Below are 21544 nucleotides of genomic sequence, written 5' to 3' on the forward strand. Positions count from 1 at the left end.
CACATGACTGAGAATTACACCGCCCTTTACGAAGAGCACAAGAAACTCGGCGCTTCCTTCACCGACTTCGGTGGCTGGCAGATGCCGCTCAAATACAGCTCCGAGCTGGCCGAGCATCACGCTGTCCGCAAGGCCGCCGGTATCTTCGACCTCTCCCACATGGGCGAAGTCTGGGTGACCGGGCCCGATGCGGCAGCATTCCTCGACTACGCCCTCGTCGGCAAGATTTCGGCGATGGCCGTCGGCAAGGCCAAGTACTCGCTGATCTGCAACGAGGACGGCGGCATCATTGACGACCTCATCGTGTACCGCCGGCCAGCCGCTGCGGATGCCGCAGACGCGGACGCCGCAAAAAACAGTGCGGACCGGTTCCTGGTGGTGCCGAATGCCGGTAACGCCAAAGTGGTGGCCGCGGCTCTTGCCCAGCGTTCGACCGGCTTCGACGTCGTCGTCGACGACGTCTCCGCCGCTACATCGCTGATCGCCGTCCAGGGACCGAAGGCCGAGGAGATCCTCCTCCGCCTGGTTCCCGCCGCCCAGCACGAGCTTGTCACCGGCCTCAAGTACTACGCCGCCGTCGAGGTCCCGTTCCTTGTGGCAGGCGCCGGCCAGGAACTGCTGCTGGCCCGCACCGGCTACACCGGCGAGGACGGCTTCGAGATTTTCGTGGACAACGACGACGCCGCCGCCCTCTGGCAGGCGATCGTCGCCATTGCCGACGAGGGGGAGCTGACGCCCGCCGGCCTGGCCTCCCGTGATTCGCTCCGACTCGAAGCTGGGATGCCGCTGTACGGCAACGAGCTGTCCCTGGAAGGCGACCCGTTCACCGCCGGCCTCGGGCCCGTCGTCGCGCTGTCCAAGGAAGGCGATTTCGTCGGAAAGGCCGCCCTGGCCGCCAAGAAGGAAGCAGGCGCCGGCTCCACCTCGGGTCGCAAGCTCGTGGGCCTCAAGGGACTGGGACGCCGTGCCGGCCGCGGCCACTACCCGGTGCTCAAGGACGGCAAGGTCGTTGGCGAGGTCACCTCCGGCCAGCCCAGCCCGAGCCTGGGATACCCCGTGGCAATGGCGTACGTCGACGTGGAGTACAGCGAGCCCGGCACAGCCTTGGACATCGACCTGCGCGGCAAGAGCGAGCCCTTCGAAGTCGTGGCACTGCCTTTCTATAAGCGCGCAAAGTAGCCGCTCCGCTGGTTGAGCTTGTCGACGCCGGGGGGTCTCGACAAGCTCGATCATTGGGGGTCGAGCTTGTCGAAACCCGGATCTCGACAGGCTCGATCACGCGGAGGAATTCGGTTCCCTGCCGCCTCCACCCGAACCACAGATTTCAAACGTAAGGAAAAAACATGGCAAAAGTTGCCCCAGAACTGCAGTACTCCGACGAACACGAATGGGTTGCCCGGGATACCGGCAACGCCGGATCAAATATTGTTTCCATCGGAATCTCCGCCGTGGCCACCGACGCCCTCGGCGACATCGTCTATGTGGACCTGCCCGAGGTCGGCTCCGCAGTGACGGCGGGGGAGACCTGCGGCGAGGTGGAGTCCACCAAGTCCGTCTCTGACCTGTACTCCCCGGTAACCGGCGAAGTCCTGGAAACCAACCCCGCCGTCGTCGAGGACCCGGCGCTGATCAACAGCGATCCGTACGGCGCCGGCTGGCTCTTCAAGGTGGCTGCGGACTCCGACGGTCCGCTGCTCTCCGCCGAGGAGTACGCGGCCAAGAACGGTGGCGAACTGTGAGCGGGGCAGGTGCCGCAACGGCAGCATTCCAGCAGGTAATTTCCCCGAGCCTGGACGCCGAACTGTCGGCCCTCGACCCGGAGATCGCCGAAAAGATCGATGACGAGCTGACCCGCCAGCGCGGCGGGCTGGAGATGATCGCCTCGGAGAACCACACGGCTGTGGCAGTGATGCAGGCGCAGGGCTCGGTGCTGACGAACAAATACGCCGAGGGCTACCCGGGCAAGCGGTACTACGGCGGCTGTGAGCACGTGGATGTGATCGAGCAGCTCGCGATCGACCGTGTGAAGGCACTGTTCGGCGCCGAGTACGCGAACGTGCAGCCGCACTCCGGCGCGCAGGCGAACGCCTCGGTGATGCACGCCCTGATCAAGCCGGGCGACACGATCATGGGCCTGAACCTCGCCCACGGCGGGCACCTCACCCACGGCATGCGCATCAACTTCTCCGGCCGGCTGTACAACGTGATCCCGTACCAGGTCCGCGAAGAGGACCACCGGATCGACATGGCTGAGGTGGAGCGCCTGGCCCAGGAGCACAAGCCGGCGCTGATCGTTGCCGGCTGGTCCGCCTACGCCCGGCAGCTGGACTTCGCCGAGTTCCGCCGGATCGCCGATTCCGTGGGCGCGTACCTGATGGTGGACATGGCGCACTTCGCGGGGCTGGTGGCTGCGGGCCTGCACCCGTCCCCGGTGCCGCACGCGCACGTCACCACGTCCACGACGCACAAGACCCTCGCCGGTCCGCGCGGCGGGATCATCCTGACCAACGACGCCGACATCGCCAAGAAGATCAACTCGGCGGTGTTCCCCGGCCAGCAGGGCGGTCCGCTGGAGCACGTCATCGCCGGCAAGGCCGTGGCGTTCAAGATCGCGGCCTCGGCCGAGTTCAAGGAACGCCAGGAGCGCGTGCTGGCCGGCGCCCGGATCCTGGCCGAGCGCCTGGTCCAGCCGGACGTCACCGCGAAGGGGATCAACGTGATCTCCGGCGGCACCGACGTGCACCTGGTGCTGGTGGACCTGCGCAACTGCGAGCTCGACGGGCAGCAGGCCGAGGACCGGCTCGCGGAAATCGACATCACCGTCAACCGCAACGCCGTGCCGTTCGACCCGCGCCCGCCGATGGTCACCTCCGGCCTCCGCATCGGTACGCCTGCCCTGGCGACCCGCGGCTTCGGCGAAGCCGCCTTCGCCGAGGTGGCGGACATCATCGCCGAGGCACTCATGGCCGACGCCGGAACCGACCTCTCCGGCCTGCGCACCCGCGTGGAGGCACTGGCCGAAGCGCACCCGCTCTATCCCGCAGTCGCACCCCTCGCCTGACTTCCCGCGGCCTGCCGGCCCCTGGGAGGGGCCGGACATCCGGCAGCATGCGTCTAAGGGAGCGTCACGTCCGCGCAGCGGGCGTCTTCGCGACCGAGCATGCAGAGGATGTCCGGCTCCCGCCCCGCATGACCACTTGTCTAGTTAGGATTGATTTATGGCCGTTGGAGTCTTTGACCTTTTTTCCATCGGAATAGGGCCGTCCAGTTCACACACCGTTGGACCGATGCGGGCCGCCGCGGTGTTCGCCGAAGAGCTGAAGTCTTCCGGCAGGCTGGTGCGCGTGGCGTCGTTGCGGGTGGACCTGTACGGTTCGCTGGCCGCGACGGGGCATGGCCACGGCACCATGACCGCGATCCTGCTCGGGCTCGAAGGCTTCCACCCCGAGCTGATCCTGCCCGATGAGGTGGAGGACCGGCTCGCCGCGATCGCGGAGACCGGCATGCTGCAGCTCGCCGGTGCCGGCGACGGGAACGGTGTTGCCCTGCCCTACGGCGTCAAGGACATGGTGCTGCGTCCCCTGACAATCCTGCCGCGGCACACCAACGGCATGACGTTCACGGTCTTCGATGCCGCCGGCGAGGTCCTCCACGAGGCAACCTTCTTCTCCGTGGGCGGCGGCTTCATCGTCCGCGAGGGTGAAGAGGACGCGGCACAGCAGGAACTCGAGGAATCCAAGAAGGAACTGCCCCTGCCGTTCCGCACCGCCGCGGAACTCCTCGGCCGGTGCCAGTCCAAGGGGCTGTCCATCGGCGAGATCATGCTGGTCAACGAACGCGCCTCCCGCTCTGAAGAGGAAATCCGTGAAGGCCTGCTGCACATCTACTCCGTGATGGAAAGCTGCGTGCAGGTCAGCCTCAAGCGTGAGGGGCTGCTGCCCGGCGGACTGAAGGTCCGCCGTCGTGCGCCCGACTGGCACGAACGCCTCCTGAAGGAGGACAAGGACAGGGACCCCAAGTACTGGCAGGAGTGGGTCAACCTCATCGCCCTGGCCGTCAACGAGGAAAACGCCACCGGCGGGCGGGTGGTGACCGCCCCCACCAACGGCGCAGCGGGCATCATCCCTGCGGTGCTGTACTACGCCCTGCACTTCGCCCCCGGCATGGACACGGCAAGCCAGCAGGACCGCGACGACGTCGTGGTGAAGTTCCTGCTGACGGCCGGCGCGATCGGGGTCCTGTACAAGGAGCAGGCATCCATCTCCGGCGCAGAGGTGGGCTGCCAGGGCGAGGTGGGTTCGGCGTCGTCCATGGCTGCCGCGGGCCTGGCCGAGGTCATGGGCGGCACACCGTCACAGGTGGAGAACGCCGCGGAAATCGCCATGGAGCACAACCTCGGCCTGACCTGCGATCCCATCGGCGGGCTCGTCCAGGTGCCCTGCATTGAACGCAACGCGATCGCTGCCGCAAAGGCCATCAACGCCGCCAAGATGGCGCTGTGGGGAGACGGCTCGCACCGGGTTTCCCTCGACGAGGTGATCGTCACCATGCGGGAAACCGGCCGGGACATGAGTTCGAAGTACAAGGAAACGGCCATGGGCGGCCTCGCCGTCAACGTCGTGGAGTGCTGAACGGACGCAACACTGCGGACGCCGGGCATTCGGCGCGGGCACGTGCTGGACGGATAGACTTGAGGCTGCCTCATCGGGCACCAGCTGCAGACACGTACGCGAAGATTGGACACGGCACACTTGCGAGAATTCACTGCCCGCTTTGCCACCTCCGAGGAGGTCGCCAACTGGGATTCCCACGTCACCGCGAATCCGAACGGCGGAAACCTCCTTCAGTCAGAGGCCTTCGCTGACGTCAAGCAGCACTTTGGCTGGAAAACCCTACACCTGGTCTACGAAACCGCCGACTACCTCAGCTACAACCTCGTCCTGGAAAAGAGCTTTCCGGTGCTGGGCAAGCTCTGGTACCTCATCAAGGGACCGGATGTAGCCGACGTGGAAGACATTCCCGGCATCGCCAAAGCCAACGAGGACTTCGTCAGGCGGGCCCGGCTGGGCGTCTTCGCCATCAAGATCGAGCCGGACATCGTGCTCAGCGACCAGGCCCGGCAGGTCATCGAAGGGGCGGGGCTGGTCAAGACCCACAACCTGCAGCCCAACGACTCCACCGCCCTCCTGGATATTTCCCCCGAGGAGAACCAGTTGCTCCGCAACCTGCACTCCCGCGGCCGGAACGCGGTCCGCCGCGCCATCCGCGAAGGCGTCGAGGTGCACAACGTGGAACCGAGCGAGGAGAACTTCCGTGCCATGTACGGGCTCATGACCACCACCGTGGAGGCCAAGTCACAGGTCCGGGTCCGGGAGTACGAGTACTACCGCCAGTTCTGGACCAACTTCATCAAGCGCGGCCAGGGACGACTCCTGTTCGTGTACGAGAACGGCGTCCCCTCGGTGGGAGCCTTCGTCATCAACTACGGACGCAAGGGCACCTATAAGGACGGCGGGTCCCTGCAGAAGCGCAGCCAGTACGGCGATTCGCACCTCGTGCAGTGGACGGCAATCAACCAGGTCAAGGAACTTGGCTGCACGGAATACGACTTCTGCGGTACCCCGCCCAGCGACCAACTGAAGGACACGTCCAACCCGTTCCACGGGCTGGGCCTCTTCAAGACAAGTTTCAGCAAGACCGTCACCGACTTCGTGGGCTGCTACGACCAGGTCATCAGCCCGCTGAAGTACAAGGCCTGGATGGCCGCCGGCGAACGGGTGGCGCGACAGGTGTACACCCGCCGGACGGGAAAGCAGTTCTACTAGGACTGGCAGTGACAGACAGACCATAGGCAACGCATGGAGGGAGGCCGGAGTGGAGAAGAAACCCGAAGGAGCCGAGCGCCCCATCAGTGACGGCCTGCCCAAGACACAGCCGCTGACCGCTTCGCAGCTGCGCCAGAACGCCGCCGCCAAGCGCATGCTGCGCCGCCTTGTGCAGGGGGAGAACCCGCCGACGGCGCCGCTGAGCATCGTGGACCGGCTCACCGGGAGCCCCTACGCCAACCCCATGATCCAGGTGGCCGGCGTGGACACGTCGGCGCGGAAGACCATGGACTTCGCCCTGCGGCTCGCCGAATCGATGTTCCGGTACGGCGCAGGCGCCCTCGAAGTGGAAACCAGCATCATCGCTGTCACCGCGGCGCTCGGCCTGAGCAACATCGAGGTGGACATCACCAACCAGTCGGTGGGCATCAACTATGCGGCCCCGGACCAAACGCCCATAGCGCTGCTTCGCGTGGTGCGTTCCTGGACCAACAACTACGCAGGCCTGGCAAAAGTCCACCAGCTCGTCACCGACATCGTGGCAGGCGGGGTCGGCAGGGACGAGGCCGTCCGGCGCCTGGACGAGATCGTCCGCAGCCCCAAGCCTTTCCCGCGCTGGATGGTCACGGTCGCGTTCGCTGTGTTTTCGGCATTGTTCGTGGGCGTGATCGGCGGCGGCCCGGGGGCGTCTGCGGTCGCCTTCGCATCCAACCTGCTGATCAGCCTGCTGGCCCGGAAGCTGGGCCGCTGGCGGACACCCGACTTCTTCATCACGGCGGCCTGCTCTTTCGTGGTCACCATCATCGCGCTGCTCCTGTGGCAGTTCGGCAGCCCCGTGGGGATCCAGCTTGCCCCGGCGATTGTGGTGGTGGGCGGCATCCTGCTGCTGCTGCCCACGGGCCGGCTCGTGTCCTCGGTGCAAGACGCCATCAACGGCTTCCCCGTCACGGCGGCAGGCCGGTTCCTGTCCACGCTGCTGACGTTCGGGGCGCTCGTTGCCGGGATCGCCGTAGCGTTCGTGGTGGGGGACAGGATCGGCATGGAACCCATCGACGTCACGGAGTCTTTCCCGCCCGCGTATCCGCTGTGGGCGCAGGTGATCATGGTGGCCATTGCCGTCGTGGCCATCGGCATCACGGAACAGACGGACTGGAAGCTGCTGCTTCCGACGGCAGGTGTCGGCGTCATCGGGCACCTGGCACTGATCGCTGCAGAATCACTCGCCGTCGGCCCGCGCTTTTCACCGGCTGTGGCGGCCGTCGTGATCGGCCTGCTCGCCCGTGTGGTGGCGCTGAAAATGGGCGCCCCGCAGCTGGTGGTCGCCGTGCCCGCCGGCCTGATCCTCCTGCCCGGGCTCACCATTTTCCGCTCGATGTATGTGCTGACCATCGAGGAATCCGAGATCCTGCTGGGTGCCGGCGGGATGCTCAGCGCCGGGGCCATTGTGTTCGGCGTGGCCGGCGGGATCGTGCTTGGAGACACCCTGGCACGGCCCCTCACCAAGGGCCTGGCGAGCAACGAACGACGGCGGGCGCGGCGCCGCTAGCCGGACCGGCCGGCTTTGGTGAGATGCCCGGCGGGATCGGTCAGATCTAGATCTTTAGATCTTGCCGATTAGATCTTGCCGATCGGCAGCTTCTTCTCTGCCTGGAAGTCGTCCTCCACCCGCCCCTTGGCCCAGTAGCCCGAGAGCGATACCTGGTTGCGGTCCAGGCCGCGCTCGCGGAACAGCACCTCGCGCAGGCCCTTCATGTAGCCCCGTTCGCCGTGCGCAAAGACATCCACCCTGCCGTCCGGCCACGCTGACTCCCGCACAGCGTTGACCAGCAGGTGGCTGTCGCCCGCGGCCACGCCCCTGCGCTGGAGCCAGGCCACCTTGAGGCCGGCCGGAGCGGAAATCGGCTGGATATCGGCGTCGCTGTCCACTTCGAGGAAGGCCAGCCCACGTGCGTCCTCGGGCAGCGACTCGATAACGGCCGCAATGGCGGGGATGGCCGCTTCGTCGCCGGCCAGCAGAATCCAGTCCGCCGAAGGATCGGGGTTGTAGCCGCCTCCGGGGCCGGTGAAGACCAGGCTGTCACCGGGCTGGGCGGACGCCGCCCACGGACCCGCCAGGCCCTCGTCGCCGTGGATGACAAAGTCGATGGCAAGTTCGCGCGCGGCCACGTCCACCCAGCGGATCGTGTAGGTCCGCGTGAACGGCCACTGCTCCCGCGGCATCGTTTCGCGGACGGCCCACAGGTCGAGGGGCTCGGGGTAGGCCACGCCGGACTGCGGAAAGGCGATCTTGACGTACCTGTCCACGAAGTCGTTGTTGACGTAGTCCGCGAACCCCTCGCCGCCGGCGACAATCCGGACCATGTGCGCCGAAAGCTGCTCACGGCGCAGCACGGTCAGGTTGATCTGTGGACGGGTTTTCCGCGTCGCGGACGTAGCGGCAGGAAGAGAAGTCATGAAGGTAAGCCTAGGCTAAGTTCGCTGCGGGCCGTCCTCCGCCGCCTTGCGGGTTCGCTAGATTACTGCGGGTGTTGGTCTAATTGACGGGAACTTCACTGCTGCCAACCGGGGGACTCCCATGCCAAAACCACGTAGGTTTTTCGCCAAGAGCGGGAGGCTGCTGCAGGCCACGGGCCTGTCCGCCGTCACGGCGGTCGTGGCGGCCGCGGCGATCCTCTATCCGGGGGTCAAGTCAGCCGACGTAGATCTCAACGACGGCGGCGTCTGGGTGACCAACAAAAGCATGGGGATGACCGCCCGGCTCAACTATCCCTCGAAGACCCTGGACGGCGGCGTGACGCCGCCGGGGGCGGGCTTCGACATCCAACAGCATGCCGGCGAGGTGTTCGTGGACGAGGGCAGCGCGCTGACCCCTGTGGACCCGGCGGCCATGCGCCTGGGCGAACCGGTCAGGCTTCCCAACGGCGTCACCGCCTCGGCGGGCCAGGGCGCCTTTGTCTTCGCTGACCCGGAAACCGGCGAAGCCTGGCTGGCCTCGACCGACAGCCTGGGCGGCTTCGACAGGAAAACCTCAGAACCGGTGATTTCCGGGGCGCCGGACCTGCAGGCCCTCATTGGAGCGGACGGAGCTGCCTACATTGCCGATCCCTCCGCCCACGAGGTCAGCCGCATAACGGTGGAACCCGACGGAACCGCCGGAAACAAGGCCACCGCTTCGTACGCCGATTTTTCCGCCGCCAGGAACCTTCAGCTCACGACAGTGGGGAACGAGGCCGTGCTCCTCGACAGCGATTCCGGCAGGCTCTTCCTACCCGGCGGCAGGACCGTCGACATCCCGGACGGCAAGGGGGCGCGCCTGCAGCAGGCAGGACCCGCCAGCAGTTTCGTGGCGGTGGCAACACAGAACAGCCTGATCGGGCAGCCGCTGGACGGCGTGGAGCCATCCGTAAAGGCCGCAGGCAGGAACGGAAAACCCGTGCGCCCGGTGCAGCTGGACGGCTGCGTCCACGCAGCCTGGAACAAGAGCAACGTCTATCTGCGCGACTGCACCGACGACGGCGGAGACAAGCTGACCGATGTGCCCGGGGCCGGCGGCGAATCGGACCTGGTCTTCAGGGTGAACCGCAGCGTCGTGGTGCTCAACGACACCAGCGGCGGCAACGTCTGGCTCGTGCAGCAGACCATGCAGCTCGTCAACAACTGGCAGGACCTGCAGGCGCCGCCGAATCGCTCGGAGGAGGAGAAGGAAGACGCCGCCGACCAGAATCCGCTGAACCAGCTGCCGGACCGTACCAAACCCAACCGCGCGCCCAATGCCCAGGACGACGTCTTCGGTGTCCGGCCGGGCAAGACCACGCTGCTGACCCCGCTGGACAACGATTCCGACCCCGACGGTGACCTGCTGACCGTGAAGGTCCAGGGCTCCGGGCCTGGCAACGCCACGGCACAACCCATCTACAACGGATCTGCCCTGCAAATCGCCGTCCCGGAAGGAACCACGGGAACCTCCGAATTCGCCTACCAGGTGGACGACGGACGCGGCAAGAGCGCCCAGGCCAAGGTCACCCTTGCCGTGCGGAAGGACTCGGAGAACGGCCCGCCGACGCAAAAGCGCAGGACCGTCATCCTGCTCGAACAGGGAAAGTCCGTCAGCCAGGATGTCCTGACGGACTGGACTGATCCGGACGGCGATGATCTTTTCCTGAAGGCAGCATCAGCGGGCAACGGCGATGACCAGGTCCAGGTGCGGCCGGACGGACTGTTGCAGTTCCAGGACGTCGGAACCACCCTCGGCCGCAAGGAGGTAACCCTGCGGGTATCCGATGGCCGGACCGAAAGCGAGGGCAAGGTCACCGTGGAGGTGCTGGCACGCGGAACCCTGCCGCCGGTGGCAAACCCTGACCACATAAGCGCCGTCGCAGGCCAGGACGCAGTGATATCCCCCCTGGAGAACGACTTCGACCCCGCCGGTTCCACCCTCAGGCTGGCGAGGATCGAAGGACCGCCCGCGGCCAGGGTGTCCCCCCGTTACGACGCCGGGACCTTCGTTTTCAACGCCGCTTCGGCGGGCACTTATTACGTCACCTACCAGGTGACCAACGGACCGGCGAGCCAGCTTGGCCTCGTCAGGATCGATGTCACCAACGGCGGGTCCGGTGCCCCGGTGGCAGTCCGGGACGTCGCGCGGCTTCCGCACGGCGGCCAGACCCTTGTGGATGCGTTGGCCAACGACGTCGACCCCGCGGACGGCGTGCTGGTCATCCAATCGGTCAACGTTCCCTACGGATCGCCGCTGTCCGTTGCAGTCCTGGACCACAGCGTCCTGAAGATCACCGATGCGCGGGGCCTGGCGGCGCCCGCCGTCATCACGTACACGGTGTCCAACGGGCAGCAGAGCGCCGTGGGTGAGGTGACGGTGCAGCCGGTGCCCGCCCCGGCCCGCTTGCGGCCGCCGCGCGCTGTCCCGGATGAAATCACCGTGCGCGCCAACGACGTGGCAACGGTCAACGTGCTGGCCAATGACGGCCATCCCGACGGCGCGGCGCTGACGCTGAAACCGCAGCTCGCGCAAACAGTGGAAGCGGCGGACGGCATGCTGGGCATTTCCGGTGACGTCCTGCGGTTCAAGGCCGGACCCACCGCGAAGACTGTGCACGGCATCTACGTGGTGCAGGGTCCGGACGGACAGGAGGCCTCCGCGCAGGTCACCATCCGGATCAAAGGCGGCGGCGCGGACCAGAATTCCCGGCCGGAACCGAAGAACCTGACGGCCCGCACGATCGCCGGCCGCACCACCCGCATCCACGTTCCCCTGGAGGGCATAGACCCCGACGGCGACTCCGTGTCACTGGTCGGGCTGGACAAGGCCCCCGCCTCCGGAACCGTCACCGTCGGCGCCACCTACGTGGACTACACAGCCGCTGCGAAAGCCTCCGGCCAGGATGCCTTCAGCTACGTTGTGGAGGACCCGTTCGGGGTACGCAGCACAGCCACCGTGGCGGTAGGCATCGGTCCCGCCGCCGGCGCCAACCAGCAGCCCGTGGCGGCCGACGACGCCCTGGCCGTCCAACCCAACAGAGACGTCGCCATCGACGTGCTGCACAACGATTCAGATCCAGACGGCGATGCGTTGGCCCTCGTCCGGGGCGGGACTGAAGCGGAGGCGGCGCTCAACGCGTCCGTGGAAGACGGAAAGGTGAGGTTCACAGCGCCGGCCGCCACGGGCGCCGTCGTGATCCGCTACCGGATTTCCGACGGCAGGGGAGGCCAGGCTACGGGCACCGTCAAGGTCGATGTCACCCCCGCCGCGCCGAGGAAAGCGCCGGTTTCCCGCGACGACCGGGTGTCCTTCGCCGAGACGCTGGGGAAGTCCGCGGTGGACGTTCCCGTTCTGACGAACGACGTGGACCCCGACGGCGTAACCTCCGACCTCAAGGTGCTCCTGGCCGCAGGAACCACCGACGCCGCCGTGCGCGCTGACGGCCGTGTCAACATCACGTTGCTGCCCGCACCCCGGATCATCCCCTACACCGTCACGGACCTCGACGGGCTGGCATCCACGGCGTTCATCCACGTGCCCGGCACCTCCGAACAGCGCCCTGCGCTCAAGAGCCCTGCACCCCTGGAAGTGGTGAGCGGCGCGGAACTGGCGGTCGACCTGGAGGACGCCGTGGTGGTCCGCCAGGGCCGCACCCCCAGGATCACGGTGGACTCCCGCGTTTCGGCGGTTGCCGGCAACGGAAAGCCGCTGGTGAAGGATGCAACGTCCCTGGTTTTCACTTCCGCCGACGACTACGCCGGGCCGGCGTCGCTGACGTTCGAGGTGGCCGACGGTCCGGTCGACGCGCCCGGCACGTTGACCTCGGTGCTGACAGTGGGCATCAACGTGCTGCCGGATCCGAACCGAAACCACCCGCCGGCCGTGTCCTCCACCCGCGCCGCCGTGGTCAAGGGGGAGGAAACGGTGGTGGACCTCGAGCCCCTGGTGTCGGATCCGGACCCCGCTGACAGCGGGAAACTGAAGGTCGCGCTGGGTGGCCAGCCTCCCCGGGGAGTCACTGCCAGCGTGCAGGGAATGTCTTTGAGAATCAGGGCCGACGCCGATGCGCCGGAGCCGGGCGGCGCGCTGCAGCTGACTGTGACGGACCCCCGCGGCCTTTCGGCCCAGGCGGCGGTCCAGGTTGAGCTGACGCCGTCGCTCCGTCCGCTGCCGGTGGCCAACGACGACGAGGTGGCCGAGGCCAGGGCCGGTGAAGCGCGGCAGGTCCGGGTGCTGGCCAACGACGTCAGCCCGTTCCCCGACGCCCCTCTGAAACTCGTCAGCGCAGCCGTGGAGACGGGCAACGGCAGCGCCACCGTGTCAGGGGATGCGGTGGACGTCCGCCCCGCGGATTCGTTCGTGGGAACCATGGTGGTGAAATACCGGGTTCAGGACAAAACGGCCGACCCCCGGCGCCAGGCCGAGGGCCGCATCAGGCTGACGGTCAAGGCGAAGCCGGACAGGCCGGGGACCCCCGTGGCCACCGAGGTGCGGGACAGCACCGTGGTGCTGACGTGGACGCCGCCAGCTGCCAACGGATCAGCCATCACCGGCTACAGGGTGACCGGTACCAACGGCGTTTCGAAGCTGTGCCCCGCCAACACCTGCACCATCGGGTCGCTGACCAACGACGTCGAATACACCTTCAGCGTGGTCGCCGTGAACGGCATCGGAGAATCGGAAGCCTCGGCGCCCTCCGCGCCTGCACGCCCGGATCAGCGGCCCGAGGCGCCCCAGGCGCCGACGCTGCAGTTCGGGGACAAACAGCTTAAGGTCAGCTGGCCGGCGGCCAGGACCACGGGCTCGCCGGTCAGCGGCTACGAACTCCAGATCTCGCCGGCCCCGCCGGCGGGTGCAGCTCTGCGGACGGCCGGCCCCGGCCTGAGCTACACCTGGACCGGCCTGGCCAACGGCACGTCGTACCGCGTGCAGGTGCGGGCGAAGAACAAGGCCCCCACGCCGTCGGACTGGAGCCCGTTCTCGGCCGCCGAGATCCCGGCCGGCGTGCCTGCCGTTCCCGGCCGGCCGAGCAGCACGCTCGCAACGTCGGGGGCCAGCACCTCGGTCATCCAGGTCAACTGGGTCGCGCCGGACGGCAACGGCGATGCCGTGTCCGAGTACACGGTGGTGTCCTCCCATCCCGGTTCGCCGGACGCGTCGCAGGTGGTTGGAGGTGGGCGGACCACTGCCGTCTTCACCGTCGGCAACTCCGACGCCGGCTACACCTTTACGGTGGCCGCCCGGAACAAGGCCGGATATTCGGGCGCCAGCGCGCCGTCCGATCCCCGGCGGGCCGTGGGGGCTCCGGGTCCGGTCAACGGGCTGCGAGCGGAACCGCGGGACAACAGCGCCCAGCTGGCATTCACCGCGCCGGCCGCCACCGGCGGCGCCGCTGCGGGGGAAACCGTTTATGAGTACCGGGTGAACGGGGGCCCGGTCGCTGCCGTGCCTTCCAACAGGGTCATCCCGGGGCTGGCGAACAACGGCACGTACACCGTGGGCGTGCGCGCGACCAACGTCGTGGACGGCCAGGCCTATCCGGGCCCCTTCACTGACGCCAACCCGGTGGCTCCCTTCGGGAAGCCGTTCCAGGCGATCACTGACGGATTCCACCACGGCAACACGCAGGTCCGGACAACGGTTGCGCCGCCGGCGGCCAACGGCAGGCCCGTGGCGAAGTTCGAATGGAGCAGCCGGTATCCCGACGACGGCAGAACCGGGCCGTCCGGGGTACTGCCCGCCGGCGGCGGCGAGATTTTCGCGGGGGACCAGCCGGACCAGAACGTGGAGGTGCTGATCACCACGGTTGACAGCGACGGCAACCGCAGCGACGTGCTGCGGGCCGGCGGCCGGACGTACCAAAACGTCAGTTTTACGGTCAACGGCGAGTTCGGAGGCCTCTGTGCCTGGACCAGCTACCAGGCAAGCGGAGCCGACAACCAGGTGAACTGCCTCGCGGACGGCGGCGAGTGGATGCCCAACGGCCAGGTGCGTCCGATCAACTGCGCTGGCACCAACGCGCAGTACACATTCCGCGGCTCCCCGGCCAACCAATGGGTGGTGAAGAGCGGATACGCCGCGTCACGCCATGTGCGCATCGCGGGCCAGACGCTCAGCGGCCAGCCGTTGACCTGCCAGTAGCCCCTGCTGCCGGAGCCAGCGCCGGAAGTTCCCAGTCCACCGCGCCGGCACCTTGCTCTGCGAGCAGGGTGTTGGCGCGGCTGAACGGCCGCGAACCAAAGAAGCCGCGGGAGGCTGACAGCGGGCTGGGGTGGACGCTGGCCACCACGGGGGTTTCGCCCAGCAACGGGAGCATGCCCTGGGCGTCCTTTCCCCACAGGACCGCCACCAACGGGGGCCTGCCGCCGTCGGCCGTGCGGCGGGCGGCCACGGCGGAAACCGCCGCCGTCGTGATGATCTCCCAGCCCTTGCCGCGGTGCGATCCTGCAGCGCCCTCACGGACGCTCAGGACCCTGTTGAGCAGGAGCACGCCCTGGTCTGCCCAGGAACCGAGGTCGCCGTGGACCCTCGCGGGGTACCCCAGGTCCGACTCCAGCTCCTTGTAGATGTTGGCCAGGCTGCGGGGGATGGGCCGTGTCCGGCCGTCCACGGAAAAGGCCAGACCCACCGCGTGGCCCGGAGTCGGGTACGGGTCCTGGCCCACGATCAGCACCCGCACGTCCGCCAGCGGCCGCCGAAATGCCCTCAGGACGTTCGATGGCGACGGCAGCACCTGATGTCCCGCCGCCACCTCGCCTGCCAGGAAGGAAAGGACCGACCTCAGTTCGTCCTCCACCCCGGCCAGCGCCCGGGCCCAGTCACCGGCCACGAGGTCCTCCAGCGGCATCCCTGCCATCGCAGCGAATCCCGGGCCCGCCGCGTCGGACGGCAGCAGTTCGAAGAGGGGTTCAGGTTCAGTCACACCGATCATTCTCCCAGCGGCGGCCGCACCGCGTAACGCGGCGTAAATGACAATGCTGTTATTACTCCGTAACATGGAGGCTGGACTTTTCACCGAAATCAGCGAAGGAGTGCGCAGTGGCCGAGCCGTTGCAGGAGCATCTCGCGGAGCAGTCCACGGCGGCAGGCGCGGAGGCGGCCACCGGGCCGCGGCGCGGGTCATTGCTGGATGACTTCCAGCTGAGGGACTCGCCGCTGAGCGAGCGGGAGCAGCAGATCCTGGCGCTGGAGCGGCAGTGGTGGAAGTACGCTGGAGCCAAGGAGCAGGCCATCCGGGAGCTGTTCGACCTCTCCGCGACGCACTACTACCAGATCCTTAACGCCCTCATCGATACCGAGCATGCGCTGGCGCACGACCCCATGCTGGTCAAGAGATTGCGTAGACTACGTACGTCACGTCAGCGGGCCCGCACTGCACGCCGTTTGGGGTCCGACGCGTAACCGCCAGTGCCGAACTGCCGGCAAAGACCAACAAGGACGTCACTTTTACCATGACCAACTATGCCCGGGACGAATTCGACAGGGTCCCCGAGGTCACTTCCCGGCAGGGCGTACACCGCTCCGAGGCGGCAGCCAGGCGCCCGCGTCTGTGGCCCGTGCTGAGCGTGGGAACCGGTGCCCTTGCCGTTGGCCTGGCCTCGTTTGTCCTGCTTCCCCAGCTCGGCTTCGACGCCGCTGCCGGCCCGTCGTCAGCCAAAGATGCGGCCGTCTCGCCGTCCGCCGGCACCTCGGCCACGCCCTCCGCGGCCGCGAGCACATCCGGCGCCTCGGCGGCCAACGCCCCGGCGTCCGATGACCCGTTGCCGTCCGATGATTCATCGGCGGACGCATCCCCATCGGCCCCCGCATCCGATCCGGCATCCGTCGAACCGCTCGCCTCAGACGTGGACAAGGCACTCCCTGTCTCGGTCTACAACGGCACGCTGACATCCGGCCTGGCGGGCCGCGTCGGCGCCACCCTCCAGTCCGACGGGTGGACCCTGGGCCAGGTCGCGAACTGGCAGGGCGCACCGCAGCAGGAGTCCGTCATCTTCTACTCCGGTGCGGAGAGCAAAGCCAGGGCCGAGGCCCTCGGGGAGCTGCTGAACATCACCACACTCGTGGAGAGCGCAGGATTCGAGACATCCGTTGCCGTGGTGCTGGGACCCGGCTTCCAGTGACGTTGTGGGTTACGCCTGAATAACTATTGAGCCCGGGTCCGGCTGTCCGTCTGCCTCGCGCAGGGGCGCAGTGGATAGAGTGATTTTGAGTCTTCGGCGCGTAATTCACGGCACACACTGAAGTGGGCCTTACGGAAGCAATCTGAAAGTGTGGAGATCATGGCATTGGGAACCGTGAAGTGGTTCAACGCTGAAAAGGGCTACGGCTTCATAACCGTTGACGGCACGGGCGACGACGTCTTCGTGCACTGGTCCGCCATCCAGGTGGACGGCTACCGCGCCCTCGAGGAAGGCCAGCGGGTTGAGCTCGAGGTCGGCGAAGGCGAAAAGGGCCCGCAGGCCGAAAACGTCCGGCCCGCCTAGTGGCTGCCCGCGCCGTGCGGAGGCTTGCCCAAGTGACCGCCCGACGGCGGACGGGAACCACGGGGTCCGCCCGCACCGCAGCCTGGGGTACTACGGCTTGGGGTACTGCTGCCTGGTGTGCTGCTGCCGTGTTGGTGCTGGGCGCGTGCTCTGGGTCAGCCGACAACGCCCGGACTGCGTCAGTGGAAGCCAGCGGCGACGGCACCTTCCGGATCGGCCTGATCCTGGACAGCACTGGAACGCAGGCCTTCCTGAACGGCGCCCAGCTGGCAGCCGCCAAGCTGGCCGTGCAGGAGATCAACGCGGCCGGAGGCCACAAAGGCAGGCCCGTCGAGCTGTTGCCGGAAAAGATCGGCGGTGACGTCGGCGCGCAGGCGCGGGAACTAGTGGACGCCAAGGCCGACGTGGTGATCGGGCCCACCGATTCCAGCCGCGCCCCCGCCGCCATCGACGTGCTGTCCAAGGCCAAAGTCGCGCTCATCTCGCCCGCCAACACGGCAGGCGAGCTGAGCCAGTACCGGAGCGGCGGGTACTACTTCCGCACCGCGGCGGCCGACGCCGCCCAGGCTGCCGTGCTGGTGAAACTGGCCAAGGACGGCGGCGCCAAGAGCCTTGCCGTCGTCCACGAGGAGGGCGTCTATGGCACGGACGTGTCGGCGGCCGTCTCGACCTCCGCGAAGGGTGCCGGGCTCGAGCCGGTGACCACGGCGGGCTTCAAGGCGGGCGATGCCCAGAAGGCCGCGGCGGCTGCCGCGGATGCCTCCCCGGACGCCGTCGTCGTCGTTGCCCGCGGGGGTGCGCAGGGCGCCATCGCAGAACTCCACAACGCGGGACTGTCGGGGAAGCAGCTGATCCTGGCAGACGGTGCCTTCAGGCAATACGGTTCGGACCTCGGTTCCCGGGCGCTGGAGGGCGCCCGCGGAATCGTCTCCGGGGTGTTCCCCTCGGCCCATCTGCAGGGCGAACTCGTGGCCGTGGACAAGAACCTCAAAGACATGACCTTCGCTGCGGAGACCTACGATGCGGTCAACCTCGCAGCACTGGCGGCCGCCGCGGCCGATGACGACGCCGGCGCCTCCGTGGCCGCGAAACTCATCGCCGTATCCGGGGGCTCCGCCGCCGCGGGCCCCCAGCCGGCAGGCAAGCCCGCGGTATGCGGGACGTACAAGGAGTGCCTGGCGGGCGTCAGGGCGGGAACGGCCGTGGACTATGACGGCGAGTCAGGCCCGGTCCGGTTCGATGCGAACGGCGACGTGACGGTGGCCAAGTACATGGTGTTCACCTACGGCGCGGACAACAGGGCGAAACTCACCGGCAGCGAAACAGCGAGCCGGGCGGCGGGCTGATCGCTGGCAGCGAAGCCGCCCCGGGAGCGGCCCGGTTTTCGCGGCCACTGCTTGCACTCTCCCCGGGGGAGTGCTAATTATTGATTAGCACTCCTGCATATCGACTGCTAACCGCGTCGCCCGGCCCAGGCCGCCAGCGAGGTCAGCGGCCGAGTATGGAGCGAAGAAATACCTGGTTGGGGTGAGATCCGGACTGCCGGCGTACAGAGGCCTGCAGGAACGATCGTCCGTCGCGGGCACCGCAGCAAGGTTCATTCTTAACGACTGTCCCGAAAGGACTACTGCCGTTATGGCCAAGATCATTGCATTTGATGAAGAGGCACGCCGCGGTCTTGAGCGGGGCCTGAACATCCTCGCCGACGCCGTCAAGGTCACCCTCGGCCCGCGTGGACGCAACGTCGTCCTCGAAAAGAAGTGGGGCGCCCCCACGATCACCAACGATGGTGTTTCCATCGCCAAGGAGATCGAGCTGGACGATCCTTACGAGAAGATCGGCGCCGAGCTGGTTAAGGAAGTTGCCAAGAAGACGGATGACGTCGCTGGCGACGGCACCACTACCGCAACCGTGCTGGCCCAGGCCCTCGTCAAGGAAGGCCTGCGCAACGTCGCGGCCGGCGCTGACCCGCTGTCCCTCAAGCGCGGCATCGAGAAGGCAGTTGAAGCGGTAACCCGCGAACTGCTGGACAACGCCAAGGAAATCGAAACCAAGGAAGAGATCGCCGCCACGGCCTCCATCTCCGCCGGTGACGACGAAATCGGCGCCCTCATTGCCGAGGCCCTCGACAAGGTCGGCAAGGAAGGTGTCATCACCGTTGAGGAGTCCAACACCTTCGGCCTGGAGCTTGAGCTCACCGAAGGCATGCGCTTCGACAAGGGCTACATCTCCGCATACTTCGTCACGGACACCGAGCGCCAGGAAACGGTCCTTGAGGACCCGTACATCCTGATCGTCAACTCCAAGATCTCCAACGTCAAGGAACTGGTTGCTGTCCTCGAAAAGGTCATGCAGTCCAGCAAGCCGCTGCTGATCATTGCCGAAGACATCGAGGGCGAGGCCCTGGCCACCCTGATCGTCAACAAGATCCGCGGCACCTTCAAGTCCGTTGCCGTCAAGGCTCCGGGCTTCGGTGACCGCCGCAAGGCCCAGCTCGCCGACATCGCCATCCTCACCGGTGGCCAGGTCATCGCCGAGGAAGTTGGCCTCAAGCTCGAGACCGCTGGCCTCGAACTCCTGGGCCGCGCCCGCAAGGTGGTTGTCACCAAGGACGAGACCACCATCGTCGAAGGTGCCGGCGACGCCGACCAGATCGCCGGCCGCGTTTCCCAGATCCGCGCCGAGATCGAAAACTCCGACTCCGACTACGACCGCGAGAAGCTGCAGGAGCGCCTGGCCAAGCTGGCCGGCGGCGTTGCAGTCATCAAGGCCGGTGCCGCAACCGAGGTTGAGCTCAAGGAACGCAAGCACCGCATCGAGGACGCCGTCCGCAACGCGAAGGCTGCTGTTGAAGAGGGCATCGTCGCCGGCGGTGGCGTTGCCCTGATCCAGGCAGGCCTCAAGGCATTCGCCAACCTGAACCTGACCGGCGACGAAGCAACCGGTGCGAACATCGTCCGCGTTGCCATCGATGCTCCGCTGAAGCAGATCGCCTTCAACGCCGGCCTCGAGCCTGGCGTTGTGGTCGACAAGGTCCGCGGCCTGCCCGCAGGCCACGGCCTGAACGCCGCAACCGGCGAGTACGTCGACCTGCTGGCTGCCGGCATCAACGACCCCGTCAAGGTAACCCGCTCTGCCCTGCAGAACGCGGCTTCCATTGCCGGACTGTTCCTCACCACCGAGGCAGTCGTTGCCGACAAGCCGGAGAAGAACGCTCCGGCCATGGGCGGCGGCGACGAGATGGGCGGCATGGGCGGTTTCTAACCCCCGGACGTCCATTCGCTGAAGCTTCCCGGTGAAGCACGCGTCAGGCGGCGGCGGTCCCACCTTAGGGTGGGGCCGCCGCTGCTCGTTAACGGCGCCGCCTGCGAGTGCCGGAAGGTGCGGCGCCCCGTTCCAGCGGGAGGCTGAATTTCAGTGTCGGCAGGGTCTGGCAGGATGGATTCGTGACGATTACAGCAGCGGCCGACGGTTCGGCCTTAGGAAATCCCGGTCCGGCCGGATGGGCCTGGTATGTGAACGACGATTGCTGGCGCGCCGGAGGGTGGCCGCACGGAACGAACAACCAGGGTGAGCTCATGGCTGTGCTGGACCTGTTCCGCGCCACGGCCCATGTCCCGCAGGAGGACCTGCACATCCTCTGCGACAGCCAGTACGTCATCAACTGCATCACCAAATGGATGCCGGGCTGGAAGCGCAAGGGCTGGCGCAAGGCCGACGGCAAGCCGGTGTTGAACGTGGACCTCCTCAAGGACATCGACAGGGAACTGGTGGGGCGGAAGTACACCTTCGAATGGGTCAGGGGCCACGCCGGCCACGACCTCAACGAGGCAGCGGACGAGCGCGCCCGGGCCGTTGCCCTGGCCTACCAGCAGGGAGTCGCCGCACGGTCCGGGCCAGGCTTCCGAGGAGCGGATGCCCCCGGCGCACCGGCTGGCGGCGAGGACTCCGATGAGACCCAAGAACCGGACTTTTCCAGCGAACCGGAACTGGACCTTTTCGGCCAACCGGAGCCTGACTATTTCAGCGAACCGGAGCCGGACCTTTTCAGCGAGCTGGATGCGGACGCATTCGCCGCGCCGCGGGGCAGCAACCCGAGCCCGGAACAGACCGTCGAGGCGCTGGAACGTGAGCTTCTCCGCCCGGACGTACGCAGCGATATTGGCCGGATAGGCGTGCTCCTGCATCCGGAGTTCATGGAGATCGGCAGCTCCGGTAGGGTCTGGACCCGCGACGCCATGATGATGTCGCTGGAGGAAAGCCCCGGCAGCCCGATGGAGCTGGAACTGATTGGTGCCGAGCGGATCGGCGCGGACACCATCCTGCTGACCTACCGCAGCCACTCACGCGACGGTGCCGCTCTTCGGAGCTCCGTGTGGGTCCTCGACGGCGGACAGTGGCGCCTCCGCTTCCACCAAGGCACGCCGGAGGCCTGACAGGCTAGTAGCTGAAGCGCTGGGCGTTGCCTTGCTCCGCCTGTGCGTACGTGGAGGCCGCGGAGGACAACGCGAGGTTGATGGAGGCCAGGGACGCTTCGACCTTCCCCTGCGTCAGGGTCCACTCGGTGACAAGCGCCTGGAAGTTGGTGGCTGCCGAACCCCGCCATGTGGCCTGGAGTTCGTCCAGGCCGAGTTTCATCGCCTGCACGTCGGCGCTGATGCGGTCGACGGTGGCCTTGACGTTTGCTGACTTCACCTGGAGGAGTTCGGTATCGACGGAAATGATGCTCATGGCTGGTG

The 21544-nt window shown here is 67.1% G+C and carries 16 protein-coding genes; 13 read left to right on the top strand and 3 right to left on the bottom strand.

The genetic code is table 11. The features are described 5' to 3' along the window. Window positions 1–3 precede the first annotated feature (3 nt). From gcvT to AC3A3W_RS11065, 6 genes are all read left to right on the top strand, one after another. Complete coding sequence (gene gcvT / locus AC3A3W_RS11040; RefSeq protein ID WP_487442748.1) at window positions 4–1179, top strand: glycine cleavage system aminomethyltransferase GcvT; 1176 nt, start codon at window positions 4–6, stop codon at window positions 1177–1179. Window positions 1180–1343: 164 nt separating this feature from the next. Continuing rightward, window positions 1344–1739, top strand: coding sequence for a glycine cleavage system protein GcvH (gcvH, locus tag AC3A3W_RS11045; protein ID WP_309994178.1), 396 nt, complete (start codon window positions 1344–1346; stop codon window positions 1737–1739). Next, on the top strand, window positions 1736–3061 hold the full coding sequence (gene glyA, locus AC3A3W_RS11050; protein ID WP_487442750.1) for a serine hydroxymethyltransferase: 1326 nt from the start codon (window positions 1736–1738) through the stop codon (window positions 3059–3061). Before gcvH ends, glyA begins: the two co-directional genes overlap by 4 nt. A gap of 157 nt (window positions 3062–3218) precedes the next feature. Beyond that, window positions 3219–4631 carry an L-serine ammonia-lyase gene (locus AC3A3W_RS11055; RefSeq protein ID WP_487442752.1) on the top strand — a complete coding sequence of 471 codons (1413 nt, stop codon included), beginning with the start codon at window positions 3219–3221 and terminating at the stop codon, window positions 4629–4631. A gap of 120 nt (window positions 4632–4751) precedes the next feature. Continuing rightward, on the top strand, window positions 4752–5825 hold the full coding sequence (locus tag AC3A3W_RS11060) for a lipid II:glycine glycyltransferase FemX (protein ID WP_205653440.1): 1074 nt from the start codon (window positions 4752–4754) through the stop codon (window positions 5823–5825). 49 nt (window positions 5826–5874) lie between these two features. Continuing rightward, window positions 5875–7371 carry a threonine/serine exporter family protein gene (locus AC3A3W_RS11065; protein WP_487442754.1) on the top strand — a complete coding sequence of 499 codons (1497 nt, stop codon included), beginning with the start codon at window positions 5875–5877 and terminating at the stop codon, window positions 7369–7371. A gap of 68 nt (window positions 7372–7439) precedes the next feature. On the opposite strand, the gene AC3A3W_RS11070 is transcribed toward AC3A3W_RS11065, so the two are convergent. Beyond that, a complete protein-coding gene (locus AC3A3W_RS11070; RefSeq protein ID WP_487442755.1) occupies window positions 7440–8279 on the bottom strand; it encodes a siderophore-interacting protein in 840 nt (279 codons plus the stop codon). 121 nt (window positions 8280–8400) lie between these two features. Between AC3A3W_RS11070 and AC3A3W_RS11075 the strand changes: the two genes are divergently transcribed. After that, window positions 8401–14463, top strand: coding sequence for an Ig-like domain-containing protein (locus AC3A3W_RS11075; RefSeq protein WP_487442757.1), 6063 nt, complete (start codon window positions 8401–8403; stop codon window positions 14461–14463). Here AC3A3W_RS11075 and AC3A3W_RS11080 read toward each other — a convergent pair. Next, entirely contained in the window at window positions 14435–15253 is an 819-nt protein-coding gene (locus AC3A3W_RS11080; RefSeq protein WP_487442759.1) for a uracil-DNA glycosylase, read from the bottom strand. The genes AC3A3W_RS11075 and AC3A3W_RS11080 overlap by 29 nt on opposite strands. Before the next feature lie 107 nt (window positions 15254–15360). Here AC3A3W_RS11080 and AC3A3W_RS11085 point away from each other — a divergent pair, with 107 nt between their 5' ends. The 6 genes from AC3A3W_RS11085 (at window position 15361) to AC3A3W_RS11110 (ending at window position 21241) form a co-directional block, all read left to right on the top strand. After that, window positions 15361–15723, top strand: a complete 363-nt coding sequence (locus AC3A3W_RS11085; protein WP_487442760.1) for a DUF3263 domain-containing protein — start codon at window positions 15361–15363, stop codon at window positions 15721–15723. Window positions 15724–15773: 50 nt separating this feature from the next. After that, window positions 15774–16442, top strand: a complete 669-nt coding sequence (locus tag AC3A3W_RS11090) for a LytR C-terminal domain-containing protein (RefSeq protein WP_487442762.1) — start codon at window positions 15774–15776, stop codon at window positions 16440–16442. A 159-nt stretch (window positions 16443–16601) separates the two neighbouring features. Next, window positions 16602–16805 carry a cold-shock protein gene (locus tag AC3A3W_RS11095; protein ID WP_205653434.1) on the top strand — a complete coding sequence of 68 codons (204 nt, stop codon included), beginning with the start codon at window positions 16602–16604 and terminating at the stop codon, window positions 16803–16805. A 128-nt stretch (window positions 16806–16933) separates the two neighbouring features. Then, complete coding sequence (locus tag AC3A3W_RS11100; protein ID WP_487442905.1) at window positions 16934–18151, top strand: ABC transporter substrate-binding protein; 1218 nt, start codon at window positions 16934–16936, stop codon at window positions 18149–18151. A gap of 289 nt (window positions 18152–18440) precedes the next feature. Continuing rightward, window positions 18441–20069, top strand: a complete 1629-nt coding sequence (gene groL / locus AC3A3W_RS11105; RefSeq protein ID WP_205653432.1) for a chaperonin GroEL — start codon at window positions 18441–18443, stop codon at window positions 20067–20069. A 182-nt stretch (window positions 20070–20251) separates the two neighbouring features. Then, on the top strand, window positions 20252–21241 hold the full coding sequence (locus AC3A3W_RS11110; RefSeq protein ID WP_487442765.1) for an RNase H family protein: 990 nt from the start codon (window positions 20252–20254) through the stop codon (window positions 21239–21241). 4 nt (window positions 21242–21245) lie between these two features. On the opposite strand, the gene AC3A3W_RS11115 is transcribed toward AC3A3W_RS11110, so the two are convergent. Then, a complete protein-coding gene (locus AC3A3W_RS11115; RefSeq protein ID WP_205653430.1) occupies window positions 21246–21536 on the bottom strand; it encodes a WXG100 family type VII secretion target in 291 nt (96 codons plus the stop codon). Window positions 21537–21544: the final 8 nt, after the last annotated feature.

It is taken from the genome of Arthrobacter sp. Soil_N43 (genome assembly GCF_057655195.1).

What these genes read in the sequence shown, in the direction of transcription:
- gcvT (WP_487442748.1), top strand. Translation starts at nt 4, where the DNA reads ATGACTGAGAATTACACCGCCCTTTACGAAGAGCACAAGAAACTCGGC.
- gcvH (WP_309994178.1), top strand. Translation starts at nt 1,344, where the DNA reads ATGGCAAAAGTTGCCCCAGAACTGCAGTACTCCGACGAACACGAATGG.
- AC3A3W_RS11055 (WP_487442752.1), top strand. Translation starts at nt 3,219, where the DNA reads ATGGCCGTTGGAGTCTTTGACCTTTTTTCCATCGGAATAGGGCCGTCC.
- AC3A3W_RS11070 (WP_487442755.1), bottom strand. Translation starts at nt 8,279, where the DNA reads ATGACTTCTCTTCCTGCCGCTACGTCCGCGACGCGGAAAACCCGTCCA.
- AC3A3W_RS11075 (WP_487442757.1), top strand. Translation starts at nt 8,401, where the DNA reads ATGCCAAAACCACGTAGGTTTTTCGCCAAGAGCGGGAGGCTGCTGCAG.
- AC3A3W_RS11080 (WP_487442759.1), bottom strand. Translation starts at nt 15,253, where the DNA reads ATGATCGGTGTGACTGAACCTGAACCCCTCTTCGAACTGCTGCCGTCC.
- AC3A3W_RS11090 (WP_487442762.1), top strand. Translation starts at nt 15,774, where the DNA reads ATGACCAACTATGCCCGGGACGAATTCGACAGGGTCCCCGAGGTCACT.
- AC3A3W_RS11095 (WP_205653434.1), top strand. Translation starts at nt 16,602, where the DNA reads ATGGCATTGGGAACCGTGAAGTGGTTCAACGCTGAAAAGGGCTACGGC.
- groL (WP_205653432.1), top strand. Translation starts at nt 18,441, where the DNA reads ATGGCCAAGATCATTGCATTTGATGAAGAGGCACGCCGCGGTCTTGAG.
- AC3A3W_RS11115 (WP_205653430.1), bottom strand. Translation starts at nt 21,536, where the DNA reads ATGAGCATCATTTCCGTCGATACCGAACTCCTCCAGGTGAAGTCAGCA.